At 43.8% G+C, this 15,752-nt stretch carries 14 protein-coding genes; 4 read left to right on the plus strand and 10 right to left on the minus strand.

The window, feature by feature from the left end; genetic code table 11:
• Positions 1-172 precede the first annotated feature (172 nt).
• From PN470_RS19920 to PN470_RS19940, 5 genes are all read right to left on the minus strand, one after another.
• Positions 173-436 (minus strand): type II toxin-antitoxin system HicB family antitoxin, encoded by a 264-nt coding sequence (locus tag PN470_RS19920; protein ID WP_238142299.1) that lies wholly within the window; start codon positions 434-436, stop codon positions 173-175.
• Between the two features lie 8 nt (positions 437-444).
• Positions 445-948 carry a hypothetical protein gene (locus PN470_RS19925; RefSeq protein WP_004158829.1) on the minus strand — a complete coding sequence of 168 codons (504 nt, stop codon included), beginning with the start codon at positions 946-948 and terminating at the stop codon, positions 445-447.
• Positions 949-956: 8 nt separating this feature from the next.
• Positions 957-1,553 (minus strand): bZIP transcription factor, encoded by a 597-nt coding sequence (locus tag PN470_RS19930; RefSeq protein ID WP_271939610.1) that lies wholly within the window; start codon positions 1,551-1,553, stop codon positions 957-959.
• A gap of 60 nt (positions 1,554-1,613) precedes the next feature.
• The gene (locus PN470_RS19935) at positions 1,614-5,600 is read right to left on the minus strand and encodes a magnesium chelatase subunit H (protein WP_272104984.1); all 3,987 of its coding nucleotides are present in this window, start codon (positions 5,598-5,600) and stop codon (positions 1,614-1,616) included.
• A 725-nt stretch (positions 5,601-6,325) separates the two neighbouring features.
• Positions 6,326-7,036, minus strand: coding sequence for a Uma2 family endonuclease (locus PN470_RS19940; protein ID WP_272104985.1), 711 nt, complete (start codon positions 7,034-7,036; stop codon positions 6,326-6,328).
• A 75-nt stretch (positions 7,037-7,111) separates the two neighbouring features.
• On the opposite strand from PN470_RS19940, the gene PN470_RS19945 reads away from it, so the two are divergent.
• Positions 7,112-7,840 (plus strand): ABC transporter ATP-binding protein, encoded by a 729-nt coding sequence (locus tag PN470_RS19945; RefSeq protein ID WP_103111235.1) that lies wholly within the window; start codon positions 7,112-7,114, stop codon positions 7,838-7,840.
• A 2-nt stretch (positions 7,841-7,842) separates the two neighbouring features.
• On the opposite strand, the gene PN470_RS19950 is transcribed toward PN470_RS19945, so the two are convergent.
• The gene (locus PN470_RS19950; RefSeq protein WP_334310460.1) at positions 7,843-8,613 is read right to left on the minus strand and encodes a class II glutamine amidotransferase; all 771 of its coding nucleotides are present in this window, start codon (positions 8,611-8,613) and stop codon (positions 7,843-7,845) included.
• A 665-nt stretch (positions 8,614-9,278) separates the two neighbouring features.
• Between PN470_RS19950 and thrC the strand changes: the two genes are divergently transcribed.
• Positions 9,279-10,388: a threonine synthase gene (gene thrC, locus PN470_RS19955; protein WP_002745674.1), complete on the plus strand. Its 1,110-nt coding sequence runs from the start codon at positions 9,279-9,281 to the stop codon at positions 10,386-10,388.
• 30 nt (positions 10,389-10,418) lie between these two features.
• Here thrC and hisB read toward each other — a convergent pair whose 3' ends face one another.
• The 3 genes from hisB to PN470_RS19970 all read right to left on the minus strand — a co-directional run bounded on the left by hisB (position 10,419) and on the right by PN470_RS19970 (position 13,595).
• Positions 10,419-11,048 carry an imidazoleglycerol-phosphate dehydratase HisB gene (hisB, locus tag PN470_RS19960; RefSeq protein ID WP_008203540.1) on the minus strand — a complete coding sequence of 210 codons (630 nt, stop codon included), beginning with the start codon at positions 11,046-11,048 and terminating at the stop codon, positions 10,419-10,421.
• A 214-nt stretch (positions 11,049-11,262) separates the two neighbouring features.
• Positions 11,263-12,777, minus strand: a complete 1,515-nt coding sequence (locus PN470_RS19965; protein WP_272104986.1) for an energy transducer TonB — start codon at positions 12,775-12,777, stop codon at positions 11,263-11,265.
• A gap of 158 nt (positions 12,778-12,935) precedes the next feature.
• Entirely contained in the window at positions 12,936-13,595 is a 660-nt protein-coding gene (locus PN470_RS19970; RefSeq protein WP_002777533.1) for a hypothetical protein, read from the minus strand.
• Between the two features lie 502 nt (positions 13,596-14,097).
• On the opposite strand from PN470_RS19970, the gene PN470_RS19975 reads away from it, so the two are divergent.
• Entirely contained in the window at positions 14,098-14,310 is a 213-nt protein-coding gene (locus tag PN470_RS19975; RefSeq protein WP_002732553.1) for a chlorophyll a/b-binding protein, read from the plus strand.
• Positions 14,311-14,368: 58 nt separating this feature from the next.
• On the opposite strand, the gene dapF is transcribed toward PN470_RS19975, so the two are convergent.
• A complete protein-coding gene (gene dapF / locus PN470_RS19980; RefSeq protein WP_190537383.1) occupies positions 14,369-15,214 on the minus strand; it encodes a diaminopimelate epimerase in 846 nt (281 codons plus the stop codon).
• A 61-nt stretch (positions 15,215-15,275) separates the two neighbouring features.
• Between dapF and PN470_RS19985 the strand changes: the two genes are divergently transcribed.
• Complete coding sequence (locus tag PN470_RS19985) at positions 15,276-15,488, plus strand: Hfq-related RNA-binding protein (RefSeq protein WP_002733331.1); 213 nt, start codon at positions 15,276-15,278, stop codon at positions 15,486-15,488.
• The last annotated feature ends 264 nt before the right edge of the window (positions 15,489-15,752 follow it).

Consider the following 15,752-nt stretch of genomic DNA (forward strand, 5'->3'; position numbering starts at 1 on the left):
TGGTATAAATCGACTAAATCCTTATTTAGCAAGAGACTTAATTGATTAGTTCGTTAGAGAGGGAAAACAATTGGCAAAAATCGAAGCAATGTCTTTCTATATAAGAGTTTCACCCGTCCATTGCATAACACAAACCGAAGAACCTGAAAGTACCAAAAAAATGTCAAACTAATTATTCATTATTTTGACATTTTTCAATCTCTTCATCTCTAGATTCCCGCAACAAGTTATGGGGATATTTATCTTTTAGAAAGCAAAGTAATTGCTTTTTTACCACCGCTTCTTCAATATTAATAATCACTTCCTCTAAAGTTTCCCCCTGACTCATACATCCGGGTAAATTGGGAATTAGTGCCGTGTATCCGCCTTCTTCTTCGGGATAAATTGAAATCGGATATTTAAGAGATAAAAAGTATTCTAATATTGGTTGTTCCATTAATAGGTCTAAATAGGTCTAACTGAGTCGCCAATTTGAGGGTTTTCAAAAGGTAACGTTTCGGATAATTCCCATACTAGCAGTTTATTTAACAATTCACGATTTATTAGCTCGGATATTGGCTTTTTATCGTTCTTAGAATTCGCTCCTACGGCTCTTTTTAAGAATTTTCCTATCAAATCGGACGGGGTTTCTTGTTCTTTAAGCAACAACTCCAGCAATCTAGATCCTTTATTATTAGCTCTATCCGATTGTAAAATCGATATTTTTTCTTGAACAAAAGTAATTGTCCCCGTCCCTCTCACTAAGTCAAGATAGCCTAAAGACTCACCAGTCTGAGGATCTGTTATTTCTTCTTCGCTGGTATTGTAAACTAACATTCTTTGACCTTCTCGAATTCCACTAATTTCACCTCTATTGATCACTAATTTATAGTCGTCAATAACTTTGACAACTTTGGCGGGAAAGGTTCCTTTAGGAGATAAAATGGGTTTTTCGGCTACATTTTCCATATTTTCCTCTATGGTGAACTATGTTTTCTAAGAACGCCAGGTCTGACTCTGGTTTCTTGAATAATTTTTAAATCGTTACTCGCCAATCGATCTAGAATTACCTGATAGATTGTTTGAGGTTTGTCAATGATCGCGTGTATCTTGCCGTCCTTTGGATTAATATATTCAACAAAACCCTCTCCTATTAATCTTTCAAGCCCATCTTCATCGGTATAATAAAAAGAGACAAGTAACTCGATCGTAAACAGACTAGAGGAATCAAGAAGGCATAAAATATTATTATTCCCTTGCTTTTGAGACCTCAAAATCCTGGGAGTAATTCCCTGTTTAATAATATTTTCTAAATTTTGGTTTACCTCCTGAAGTTGCTTAACTTCTGCCTCTAATTTTTGCTTCTGTCTAAGAAGCGTGTTAACAGCACTTAACAAAGTGGCTATAAACAGCAAGGTGAAGAAACTGACAATAATTACTAGGTCTAAAGGGATAGAAGTATTGAATGGATAACGAATTAAAGCAATACTTCCTAAAAATCCAAGAAGACCGAGTAAAACCCCTTGAATTTCGTTAAAACTAGACCAAATTAACCCCCAAAAGTTATTTTTCATCTTTGTTCAAAACTCAAGAGACCGGTGATTAGCCAGTCTCTCAAGTCTTATCTATCTATTCTACTCGATTCCTTCGATACGGTCCTCCACTTCTTGATAAAGTTCCTGTAAGCGGTCTAAATTCTCTTGAGAAGTTTCCCAGTAACCGCGACCATTAACTTCTAACAGGGTTCCCACCATCTTGCGGAAAGAGTTGGGATTGAGATTCATCAGACGCTGACACATTTCCTCATCTTGAATAAAGGTGGTGTTCACATCTTCATAAACCCAATTATCCACCGCATCAGCAGTTGCCGACCATCCCATCGTATTAACCAAACGCTTCGATAATTCTCGGACTCCTTCGTAACCATGACTTAACATTCCCTCGTACCATTTGGGATTGAGTAACTTGGTGCGGGTATCCAAGCGCACGGTTTCCGATAAAGTACGCACTTGAGCATTAGCGGTAGTAGTATCAGCAATATAGGCCGCCGGTTTTTTGCCATCATCGCGTAAACTAGCGACAACTTTTGTCGGGTCCGAGTCGAAATAATGGGAAACATCGGTTAAACTAATCTCGCTAGAATCCAAGTTTTGGAAAGTTGCCTCGGCAGTTTTTAAAGATGCTTCAAACAACTGACGATTATCGGCCATCATCCCCGGATTATCAGAATCGAAAGCAAAACCCTTGCGGTTGAGATACATATTCTGTAACTCTTTTTCGTCTTCCCAACTGCTATTTTCCACCGCGAGATTGATATTAGAAGAATAGGAACCAGAAGCATTAGAAAAGATGCGGGTGGCTGCCTGTCGAACCGTTAAACCCATTTCTTTTGCTTGTGACCTAGCGTGTTTGCGGACATAATTCATCTCCATCGGTTCATTTGCTTCTGCGGCCATTTTTACACCTTGGTCAAGCAAATTCATCTGATTGATAAATAAATCCCGGAAAACACCAGAACAGTTGACCACCACATCAATGCGCGGTCTTCCTAACTCCTCTAGGGGAATCAATTCCAGTTTATTCACCCGTCCCAAAGCATCGGGAAGAGGACGAACCCCCACCATCCAGAGAATTTGTGCTAGGGATTCCCCATAGGTTTTGATATTATCCGTTCCCCAGAGAACACAAGCGATAGTTTCAGGATATTTACCACCATTATCCAGTTTTTGCCGTTCTAACAGACGATCCACCACGATTTTAGCCGATTTTACTGCCGCTAGGGTCGGGATAGACTGGGGATCTAAAGCGTGGATATTTTTACCCGTCGGTAAAACTCCAGGGTTACGGATGGGGTCGCCACCAGGACCGGGAAGAACGTATTCCCCTTCCAATGCTTTTAATAGGGCCCCCAATTCATTATCAGCACAAATCTGTTCTAAACAGAATTCTAGGTATTCAAACAGGGGTTTTAACGCCACCGGATCAACTTGTGGATAACCCATCGACTGTAAAGTTTCCAGCCAAGGCGATTTCTTGCCTATATTCAAGAAATTCAGCTTAGAAAGCATTGATACCCGACCTGACCCGTCGGTTTGGGACTCGACTAAAGCGGAGACGGCAGCGCGAGTCGCGAGGGTGATGTTTTGCAGTAATTCCACATCCTCCAGCACCCCTCGATCGCTATTGCGATAAACTTCCTCTAGATCCCGGCCGATGCTGTTGGCAATAATCCGGGGTAAGGAAAGTAAATCGTCCTCTTCCCGGTCTAAACTGGCAATATTGACCAAAGTTGCCACCGCTTCGAGCGCTGAGGGGGGTTTCCCGATAACGTGAAGTCCGCAGGGAAGTAAACGCGATTCAATTTCCATCAGTTTACGATAGACCGAACCGACGATATTATCCCGTTCCTCTTGACTGAGATGGGCAGTGTCACCATCAGGTAAACTTATATCTTTGTCGAGATTGACTAATAAACATTTATCGACAATAGTATTGACAATTTGCACCCCACGCCCACTATCCTTCAGGGTTTGGTAGGAACCGATCAACTCGCTCAGTTCTTTTAACCCTTTGTAAAGTCCGGCATTTTCTGCGGGAGGAGTAAGATAGGAGATGGTTTCCGCATAACTGCGACGTTTAGCGATCGTAGCTTCGCTGGGGTTATTAGCGGCATAATAGTAGAGATTGGGAATCATCCCGATGAGGTTATCCGGGTAGCATTCCCCAGACATTCCCATCTGTTTCCCCGGCATAAATTCTAGGGAACCGTGGGTGCCAAAATGGAGAACCGCGTCTGCTTTCCAGACTTGATTGAGATAGGTATAGTAGGCTGCAAAACCGTGGTGAGGACTAGCAGAACGAGAAAAGAGCAGACGCATCGGATCCCCCTCATAACCGAAGGTGGGTTGAACCCCAATAAAGACGTTACCGAACTCTTTCCCGTAGATTAAAAGATTTTGTCCATCACTGTTGAGATGTCCCGGTGGTGGTCCCCAATTTTCCTCTAAACGGACAGAATAGGGGGTTAAACGCTCGTATTCAGGCACAGACATCCGATAGGCGATATTTAGCTCCGGACTATGGTACTGTGCGGTGGCATCATGGATTACCGCTTCCATCAGTTCTTTGGGAGATGCGGGTAAGTCCTGCAAGTCATAACCGTTATTTTGTAAAGCTTGCATCACCTCGTAGATAGAACCGAACACATCTAGATAGGCTGCGGTTCCCACATTGCCTTTATCGGGGGGGAAACTAAACACAGTGATGGCGACCTTTTTATTCAGTTTCGGTTTCTTTCTTAGATTAGCCCATTTTAGCGCCCGTTGAGCGATCGCTTCTATCCTGTCCTGTAAAGCGATCGCTTTACCCGTGGCCCCATCCCGGCCCGATAATATAATAGGTTCGATCGCACCGTCTAATTCCGGAATAGCAATCTGTAGCGCCACTTGAATCGGGTGTAACCCCAAATCGCTTTCTTCCCATTCCTGAGTAGTTTGGAAAACTAGCGGTAACGCGCACATATAGGGACGATTGAGACGTTTTAAGGATTCTATCGCTGACCGATGATCTTGTCGCGCTGGACCCCCCACCAAAGCAAATCCCGTCAGGGAAATTACCGTGTCAACGATAGCAACCGCTTCCACTCCTTTTAAGCTTTTATCCCAGAAGTATTCCTCTACCGGTTTAGAAAAATCTAATCCCCCAGCAAAAACAGGAAGCACTCGCGCACCCATAGACTCGAATTCCTGCACGAGAGCGACATAATGAGCGTCATCACCAGTAACCAGGTGAGTTCTCTGTAAAATTAAGCCCACACAGGGAGCCAAGGGGTCTTTTAGGTCATCGGGAATATCACTGCGGTTATTGTACCAAGCGAAGTATTCCTTGACATCCGACCACATTTTCATGGATAAAGGATGCCAGATACCCATATCCGGATAAACTACCGGTTCCTTGTAAACTACACTGTCATCCTTGTTATCAAAGACGTACTTATCGGCCAACATTAACAGGAAATTCTCTAAATTTTCTGCGGAACCCCCCAGCCAATACTGGAAACTTAACATAAAGTTGCGTGCGTCCTGAGCTTTTTCCATGGGGAGGTATTTCAGGACTTGCGGTAAAGTTCGCAATAACTTTAACATCGCGTCTTGGAAACCAGCGCCAGAGTTTTCCCTGCGCTTTTTCATAAAATTAGCGATGACACTCTTAGACTGTCCCAATTGTGCCATGGAAAAGCAACCTAACTTATTTAAGCGCATTACCTGGGGCATAGAGGGAAAGACGATCGCCGCATCTAATTTATCCCGATGGGGACCGACAGCGGCCACAACTTTATCGGCTAAATCCTCGATAAAGATAAGAGAAGCAATGAAAATATTAGCCTTGGCTACATCCTCCTGAAAATTGCGATAATTTTCACCATCGCGCAGTTCTTCGATTAAATAACCACTAATTTCGATCGCTAGTTTCGGGTTGTTAGTGTTGATTTCCCTGACCGCACTACTCAGCGCACTTTGGTACTGAGGTTCTAGCACGACATAGACCACCTTGACCAGCGATCGACCATTCAACCCGTCGGGAACTATATGACGAATGGTGGACTTGACGTGAGTGAACATATATGATGGTTCTCCTTAGAATTGCTGAGTCTGGTATGAAGTGATTTTCGTCATCTGATGACGATCGCCCTTTGTTTAAGGTATTTGGATATATATGTTTCTGTTTTGTATCAGAAAATGTCACCCAAGTGAGTATTTACTCTGGGTTTTGACACAATTCGATAAATATCTTGCCATATTTTGTAACAGATGGTAAAGAGCTTTTTGAGTAACTACTCAGGCTTTCCTTTACAAAAATTAATATTTAATCTATTGACTTTTAATTACAAAAATGTTATTCGATAACACCTCAGACGAGATGTCGCTGTTCAAAGATGATCAGGGTTAGGATTTGACTAATTCAACGTAATTAATTAAATTATATTAATTTTCTATAAAATACTTGACGTTACTCCGTGGCCCTATTCTGACAGGTGTAGGTTTATTACAAAGAGGTGAGCCAGCAATTCTCATTTTGAAACGATTTTGCGTTGTTTCAGCGATCTAGAGATTCGTTAAGAATTATTAACCCCTCTAGGTGCAAGGGTTTTAATGTCATGAAACCTTAAAATGAGAATTGCTGTCCAGGAATAAATCTAAAAACCTTGTTGGATAAGGCTTTTAGACTTTTTTGCCCTCAAAAAGTGCTGACCATTGGAGTGATCGGGGGTAAAATCCCTAGACTTTTTCCCTGAAAATTAGGTAACTGACTACCTCAAAATCGGCAAAACCCTACACCCCACACCCTAGTTAGGTAATTCCCCAAAAAGTTGACGATATTTTTGCAGTTTTGCCTCCATTTCTACTAACTGCTGATTAGCCTTTTCAGCCCGCTGGCATTCATTTTCAGCCCGTTGGCGTTCATTTTCAGCCCGTTGCTTTTCCTGCTCCAGTAGTTGATTAATTTCGCTGTAGGACAAGAATTGAGTACCATCAGGACGATAAATTTTTAACTCGTCGGTTAAGTCAAAACGAATTCCTAAACGGGGACTCACCCAATTATTAACCTCACTAACACTGTCTAAACTGTCACCAATTCGCTGCCAAGCTTCTAGACTATTATCATCGGGATCATAGACGTAGTATTCTTGGACTCCATAGCGATCATAAAATAGCAATTTTTTGGCCATTTCGATCGATGTGTTACTAGGAGAAAGAATCTCAAAGACGACTTGAGGAGCAAGATTATCTTCTTGCCATTGTTTGTAGGAACCTCGATCGCCTTTCGGTCTGCCCAATACTACCATCGTATCAGGAGCAGCGGCAATTTTCGGCTGGCCTTCCACGGGATACCATAACAGATCCCCCGCTACAAATACCTGGGGATCATCGATATATAACCAGTCGAGATTCTGCTTAATCGTCACTATCCAGTGAAATTGTTTAGTATTATCTGCCATCGGTTTACCGTCGCTCTCAGGATAGATAATCTCGTTTTTGTTAACTTGACTAACCATGGGGAATACCTGCCGAACTCATTGGGCTATTTTCATTATATAATAAATTTGAACTAAGTAAGGAAAAGACCGATCTTGATTTTAGAACTACAGCAAGTAAATTTAGCTATCCGACGGGGTAGTGCTTATCTGTTAGAAGATATTACTTTTAGCATCAAGCAAGGAGAAAAGTTAGCTATTGTCGGAGCATCTGGGGCAGGAAAAACGACTCTTTTACGATTGTTAAATCGTTTGCAAGAACCCAGCACGGGAAATATTTATTTTCAAGGTAAATCGATTAGGGAAATACCGGTTATTTCCCTGCGACAACAGATAGTTTTATTGCTACAAGAGTCGAAGTTATTAGGGATGACTGTTCGAGATGCTCTCGCTTATCCTTTGCAATTAAAAAAACTTACACCTGCGGAAATTAATCAGAGAATTGACCATTGGACATCCCTATTAAAAATTCCTGAACAGTGGTTTGAGCGCGGGGAGTTAGAATTATCTTTAGGACAAAGACAATTAGTAGCAATTACCAGAGCTTTGCTGTTAGAACCGAGCATACTGTTATTAGATGAACCCACCTCCGCTCTAGATACAGGCACGGCCAGCAGGTTATTAGAAGTATTAAATAATCAAAAGTCAATGACGATAATTATGGTTAATCATCAACTAGATTTTTTAGAGGAATTTGCCGAGCGAGTCATTTATCTAGAAGCGGGAAAAATTAGGTCAGATTGCCTTGCTAATCAATTAGATTGGTTAGGGTTAAAAACTCAGTTAATTGACCTAGAAAAATCTCGACAAAGTGACAACTGGTAAGATTAACTTAAAATTGCTGCGCCCTGCTGAAAAACTAATAATTCTCCTGAATTAATCGCTGTCCAAACTTCATTATCAGTTAAGGGAGTAGTGGCAATAATTGCTACTTGATCGCCCGGACGAGCTAAAGCTTGAAAATCAACGCTCACATCTTCATCAATTAAATGAGCAGCGGCAAAAGGATATTGACGGATTATATAGCTTAATTTAGTTGAACAATGGGCAAAAAAATGTTCACCATCGCATAAAAGATAATTAAAAATTCCTTGACAAGCGATAGAGGTTGTGATAGTTTTTAGGACTTGATAGAGTTGTTCTAGGGAAGGTTTGCCCTGGGGAAAAGTCTCTCGCAGGGTATTAAGAATTAAACAAAAAGCTTTTTCCGAATCCGTCTCCCCAACCGGTTGATAAAAATCTCCCGCAGCAGGTGAGAAATTTTCTAAATTACCATTATGGGCAAAAACCCAATATTTTCCCCACAATTCCCGCCGAAAAGGATGACAGTTTTCTAGTTTAATTTCTCCTTGGGTGGCTTTGCGAATATGGGCGATAACATTGGTAGAATGGATCGGATAGTTTTTAATTAATTCCGCGATCGGAGAAGCGATCGAGGGTTTAACATCAATAAAAGTTCGACAACCTAAACCCTCAAAAAAAGCGATCCCCCAACCGTCTCGATGTTCGTCGGTTTTTCCTCCCCGCGCACAAAATCCCTCAAAGGAAAAACAGATATCCGTGGGGACATTACAATTCATGCCTAGAAGTTGACACATAGTTGCTTGAGTTTGAATATCAGATGCCGGCAAAATTACTTACTGCCAGCAGCCGTGACAGGAGACAGGAGAATTTCTTCCAGCTGCCTCTTGCCCATCCTAGCTAAGAAATTAATCTGGCACTACTGCTAATTAGGGTTTACTGAAAAACTTTGTTGGTTGGTGTGGGGTTTTACCGATTTTCAGAAGGTTTTTAGATTTATTCAGCCAATCCTAATTAGGGTATGCTGAAAAAGTTTTTCGTGGGGACAGGGTGTGGGGTGTGGGGTGTGGGGTGTAGGGTTTTACCCATTTTCAGACGGTCAGTTACCTAATTTTCAGGGAAAAAGTACCTAAATTTTACCCCCGATCCCTCCAATGGTCGGCACTTTTTAAGGGAAAAAAAGTCTAAAAGCCTTATCCAACAAGGTTTTTAGATTTATTCAGTAAATCCTAATTAAATCAACCTCTGAAAGACAAAAAAGGCAAAAAATCAAATTTTTAGCGATAAAATGACATTTTTTGCCTAAAAAAGTCATTTATTGGCTGTTACTGCCTTTTATCTTTCCGCATCCCTGTTTTAAACCCCATGAATCCCAATCGGGCGATCGAGATTAATTTTTTGGACTGCTTATTCGATAAAATAGGAAATTAGGCCATCTAATCAAATCTGTATCCTTAAGGCTATGACAATTATTTCTCGATCGATCCCCCAATCACCCACTAAATCCTCGTCTATCGGCGGCTGGCGCGGTTTGATCGAAGAATATCGCCAATTTCTGCCCGTAAGCAGTAAAACCCCTGTAATTACCCTCCTAGAAGGCAATACACCCCTGATCCCCGCCCCTTATCTCTCAGCACAAATCGGGCGCGATGTCAAGGTTTTTGTCAAATATGATGGTTTAAATCCCACTGGCAGCTTTAAGGACCGGGGCATGACCATGGCCATCTCGAAAGCTAAAGAAGAAGGGGCAAAAGCGGTGATTTGTGCCAGTACCGGGAACACCTCGGCGGCGGCGGCAGCCTATGCAAGAAGGGCCGGGATGCGGGCTTTTGTGATTATTCCCGACGGTTATGTGGCCTTAGGAAAATTAGCCCAGGCTTTATTGTACGGAGCGGAAGTCATCGCTATTAATGGCAACTTTGATGATGCCCTCAAGATTGTCCGCCAACTATCAGAAAATTATCCCGTAACTTTAGTCAATTCCGTCAATCCCTACCGTTTAGAGGGTCAAAAAACCGCCGCTTTCGAGATTGTCGATGTCTTGGGTAATGCCCCCGACTGGTTATGTATTCCCGTCGGTAATGCGGGCAATATTAGCGCCTATTGGATGGGATTCTGTCAGTATCACCAGATAGGCAAATGTGACCGACTGCCGAAGATGATGGGTTTTCAGGCCGCCGGGGCCGCCCCTTTTATCTCCAAACAACCGGTTGACCATCCCGAAACCCTAGCCACCGCTATCCGTATCGGCAACCCCGCTAACTGGGAAAAAGCCTGGGCCGCTAGTCACGCTAGTCAAGGGCAATTTCACGCGGTCAGCGATGAGGAAATATTGGCAGCCTATCGGATTTTAGGCGGCCAAGAGGGGGTTTTCTGTGAACCAGCCAGCGCCGCTTCTGTGGCAGGATTATTAAAAGTGCATCAACAGGTTCCCGATGGAGCCACCGTAGTGTGTGTTTTAACGGGAAATGGACTAAAAGACCCAGATTCGGCGGTAAAACACAGCAATAATCAACTAAAATCTGGGATTGCGCCCGAATTAACCCAAGTGGCTCAAATTATGGGCTTTTAAGCTAACGTTAATTCGGGTTAAGCAGTGCTTCTATAAAACTCCCTTAGAACTGGGAATTATACCGGCGCGACGGGGATCGATCGCTATGGCCATACTCATCGCCCGGGCAAAAGCTTTAAAAGTAGCCTCAATAAGATGATGGGAATTAATCCCGTCTAATTGGCGAATATGTAGGGTCATTTGACTGTGATTGACCAAAGCAACGAAAAATTCCCGCACTAGCTGAGTATCGTAGGTTCCCACTCTTTGGGTGGGAATTTCTAGACCATAACTGAGGTGGGGACGACCGGAAAAATCGAGGGCAACCTGCACTAAAGCTTCATCGAGAGGGGCGACAAAATGCCCGAAACGGACGATGCCTTTTTTGTCCCCCAAAGCTTGCAGTAAAGCTTGTCCAAGGGTGATTCCCACGTCTTCATTGGTGTGATGGTCATCAATTTCTAGATCTCCGGTGGCGCGCACATCGAGATCGATCGCAGCGTGGGAGGCGATTTGCTGCAACATATGATCAAGAAAGGGAATTCCTGTCTGGGCGCGACAATTGCCGCTACCATCAAGATCGATCGTCACCTGTACATCGGTTTCTTTGGTAGTACGACTAACGGAGGCGCGACGGCAAGGTGAGACAAAAGAATCGGGTATCTGGGAAGTGGAAATCATTTAAGTAAAAATAAGTAGGTAGCCGTTAAAAATTATCAGATGCCCCCCTTATTAAGGGGGGATTAAGGGGGGATCGGCACCCCCCTTATCAAGGGGGGCAGGGGGGATCGAATCATTGACTAGGAAGATGAGAGTTTTTTTCAGTAATCAGTAAACCTAAAACTCACATCTGATAACTGATCACTGATAACTGATAACTGATCACTGAAAAGGCCTAACTTTCTGGTTCAGTTTTAGCTTCCGCCGGCGGACCGGGGGGCAAAGCTTCCTCGCCCAGGGGTTGAGGATTTTGGCTAGTGGGGGGACTAGCGGGGGAAACCTCCGTCTGATTGAGAGCGGGGGGTTGGGAAGAAGTTTCCGGGGCTTTTTCCTCGATTATCGCTTCTTTGGGCGGTTCTGGCTGGGTTTGGACTGGATTTGGACTTGTGGTTGCGGGGGGGTTGACGTTATCCGGTTGGGGACTAACGGCGGGTTGCGGGGTTTGATTGGGACGAAGCGGGGTTTCAATTGCCGGCGTTACGGGGGGGGAGTTACGGGTATTGAGGTTACTACCCTCCGGTTTTGGGGGATTAGCGATCGCACCTCGGCACACTTCCGGGTTAGGGGCAAAACTGACGCTCACTTGATAGATTCTCGACTCACCACTGGGATTATTAAAGCGAGTTAAGCGTACTTCCCTAGCCCCCTGTTGATTGAAAATCGGGAAGCCAGCGCTTTTAATTAACTGGGGTTCACTGCTGATGCGGCCTTGACCATCCACCGTCACCCCATAAACCGCCGTCCCCGCTAATTGACGGGAACAAGCTGTAGCGGGATAATTACCGGTTAAATTGACGGTAGTTATGCCTCTGCTGCCCTGATTGGGCTGATTTAGTTCATTTAAGGCGTTAGGATTAGTTTTTTGGACTCTGGCCAGCCAATCCACCTGATTTCTCATGGCCTCCTCGTTACTGGTATTGCTTTTATCCGCCTCTAGGGAGCGCAAACGTTCTCGCATTTCCCACATTAATTGTTGACGACGCTGTTCATCAATGGGCGATTGACCATTCGGCTCCGAAGTGCGGGCCAAGGAATTGTTTAATTGTTCCTGTGCCTGTTGCGATGCACTACGGGGCGAATTTCGCAATTCATCTGGAGTTAGATTATCTTGGTAGGGATCGAATTCAGGCCGGAGCTGCTGGTTATTAGTCTCCCTCGGCAGATTATTATTCTCTGGCAGCGTGGGAACAGAAGGAGGACTGGGTAAACTGGGGGTAGAAGTGGGAAAATTGCGAGGAATCGGTAATCTACCCAGGGAGGGGATGGATGCCACGGGAGGAGAATAGATATTGACGGAGGGTAAGGAGGAGAGGGGAGGTAAAGCAGGTAAGGAAGGTAAAGGGGGAAGGGAAGAAACCGAGGGTAAAGGAGGTAAGGTGCTGTTATGGATACCATCCATTGAGGGGAGAGGAGGCAAAGAGGAAGAAGACGAATTGGGGTTAGGCAGTTCCGGTAAGCTGGACAGGGAGGAGTCGAGACTGGGAAGACGTGACTGCTCTAGAGGGTTCAATTCAATCAGATTGACGTTGCGTAACTCTTTTTTTGGCTCCTGCGCTGGATTATTGAGGAAATTAGGTAAGATAATCGCTAAAATTAGGGCATGAATACCAAGAGAAGCGGCGAACGAGAGATTATTAGAGTTAATTAGTTTATTTTCTTCGGTTTCTAGACCAAAATAGGAGGATGTCATAATCTAGTTAATTGAGCAGAGCCTTGAGGGGAAAAGTTAACTCTATTCTAATCGTCAAGGCGATTTTTTTTTCTTGAGGGCGGGGAATTAATTGGTGTCAGTACCCCACCACCCCACACCCCACACCCTGCCCCTAGGAAAAACTTTTTCAGCCAACCCTACTTATACTGCGATCGAGCCACAGCTTTTAATTTGGGATATAATTCCGAAGGGTCTAACAAAGGGATAAACTCATCGATTACTGGCTTAAAATTAACCGAAAAATTCTCCCTAGTTCCATGACCGTTAGGGGATTTAGGCAATGATTCTAATTCAGGGAATTTGGGCATTTCCGGGGTTAACTGCGAGAATAACTCATCCAAATCACTCATCCCCTTGCGAGGATCATCAAAAAGAGAAGTTTCTAAGTTGAATAAAGCATCTTTACTCGTGGCTTCCGCTTGTGGCTCTGGATCAGGCCGCTCAAGGGTGGCAGAAAGTATATTGATCTTTTCCTGTTTAGGGATAAATACCGTTTTTTTGGCATTTAACTGGGAATCTGGCAGGTTTTTACAAACCAATCGCTCGAATTCCCCCGTAAAATGAAAGGTAGGATGGCCGCGACGGTGCCAAATTTTGAGGATTTCCTCCACCGAAATGACTTTGTAACGTCCCTGATAGAGTGCCTCTAAAATCGCCATGCGAATCCAATTTAGCGAATAGGTGGGCAACCAGCGCTCGATTAATTCCTGCGCTTTGTATCCTCTCATTTCAAATCGATATTGGTTGAGTATAGTCGCTATCTGCATGAGGTTGATCTCTGGGCTAATCTCTGCCATAGAATTTACAAAAACAGTGAGCGCGATCGTTACTTACGGCTACTAGGCACTCCGCATCTTAAGATTTTATTCGGGTTTTTCCTAGTGGTTTTTCCCTATTCTCCCCACACTTACCCTTTCGGGTATCTTCACTCAAGGTCAGTTGACTCCCTAAAATCTGGTTCGCTTTTGGTGGCAATTTATCCCCCGCTAACTCCTGTACGGTTTAACGGGACTCCTCTGGCGACCTTAAGATAGTTTTTGTCTTTCCCCTGATTAGGCGAACGAGTTTATACCTCTTTGGTACCACAATCTGACTAATTTGTCAAGAAAAAGGCAAAATTTCCTCAATAAACCCAGAGGAGATAGAACTATAGCACTACCCTGACAGTTGATAACCCTGCCGTTGACTGACCACCTCATCGAGGTTTTCTGAGTCTCCAGAAATTTTTTGTTAAAACTTGCAATATAACTTAACAATATGTTACACTTCTTAACATAAGCATACAAAAGGAGCCTCCCCATGACTGCCCGCGGCTACACCACCGAAGAACAAGGAAGACTGAATAATTTTGCTGTTGAACCGAAAATGTACGTTGATAGTTCTAGCAGTCTCGGTTTTACCAAAAAAGCTGAAAAATTGAATGGCAGACTAGCCATGATTGGCTTTGTCTCTCTTTTAGCCATTGAATTGTTAACTGGTAAAGGAATTATTGCTTGGATTACCAGTCTCTAAGAATTAACAATCCCGTCGCGCTGTTCGGGGAGTTCAGTCCCCGTCCAGACGGGTTGGTTTAGATGGCGTAAATGCCCTCAAAAACAGCTTTAGCAGGACCTGTCATGTAAACCCGGTTATCGGTGTCCGACCAGTGAATCTGAAGACAACCACCGGGCAGTTCCACGGTACAATGGCGATCGCATTTGCCCGTTAACAGGGCTGCCACCACCACAGCACAAGCACCAGTACCGCAAGCGAGAGTAATTCCCGCTCCTCTCTCCCAGACACGCATCTTCATATAATCCGGCCCAATTACCTCCACAAACTCCACATTAGTCCGTTGGGGAAAAACCGGATGATGCTCAAATTTTGGACCGATAGTTTCTAGGGGAATAGAGGCCAGATCATCCACAAAAGTGACACAGTGGGGATTACCCATACTAACGCAAGTAATTAACCAATCTTTGCCTTCCACCTCTAGGGGAACCGCGAGGACTTTTTCTGACCCCTTCACCAAAGTGGTGGGTATTTCACTGCCTAGTAATTGCGGCGGTCCCATATCAACCGTTACCTGTTCATTAGCCTCTAAACGAGGAATAATCGTTCCTGCTAGAGTATGAATGCGATAGGTGCGGCCAATGGCGTTGTTAGCCTCTAAACGGGCGATAAATTGGGCTAGACAGCGAATACCGTTACCACACATTTCTGGTTCCGAACCATCAGAGTTAAAAATTCTCATGGTGTAGTCGGTTGCTGCTTGGCCGGGAAGCACAAAAATCACGCCATCAGCACCGATACCAAAATGTCGATCGCACATAGCCACGGCTATTTCTGGTGTGATCAGGGGTTCGGGACTGTGACGGTTATCTATCAAAATAAAATCATTGCCCAGGCCTTGATATTTGGTGAAGGGGATTTTCATCGTCAATAAAAGCTACTCAACAGGAATAATAGAGGATGAACACCTCATCGATAAACTCATTATGTCTCAATTCGATCCTGGTCTGCCGAGTATTAAACAAGTACAGAGCTATATTCAAGAGAAACGGGAAGTAGAAATTAAGTTAAGCACCGATGATCTGCTCGTTGGTCGCATCCTTTGGCAAGATGCTAACTGTTTATACCTAGTCGATCACTACGATAAACCCACTTTAATTTGGCAACAGTCTCTAGTTTATTTAAGACCTAAAGCCTAGGGGGAAATTGGCGATATTTGGCTGTGGGATGCGTCCCGGACGCATCAAAAATTCAGTGCCAAGGATATAGCTTTTGAGTAAATGTAACGTCAGTTGGGGTTAAGGAGATTTGGCCATGACGGCTCTTCGGTTTGTGTTATGCAATGGACGGGTGAAACTCTTATATAGAAAGACATTGCTTCGATTTTTGCCAATTGTTTTCCCTCTCTAACGAACTAATCAATTAAGTCTCTTGCTAAATAAGGATTTAGTCGATTTATACCA

Source organism: Microcystis sp. CS-574 (assembly GCF_028329095.1).
GTDB lineage: Bacteria > Cyanobacteriota > Cyanobacteriia > Cyanobacteriales > Microcystaceae > Microcystis > Microcystis ichthyoblabe_A.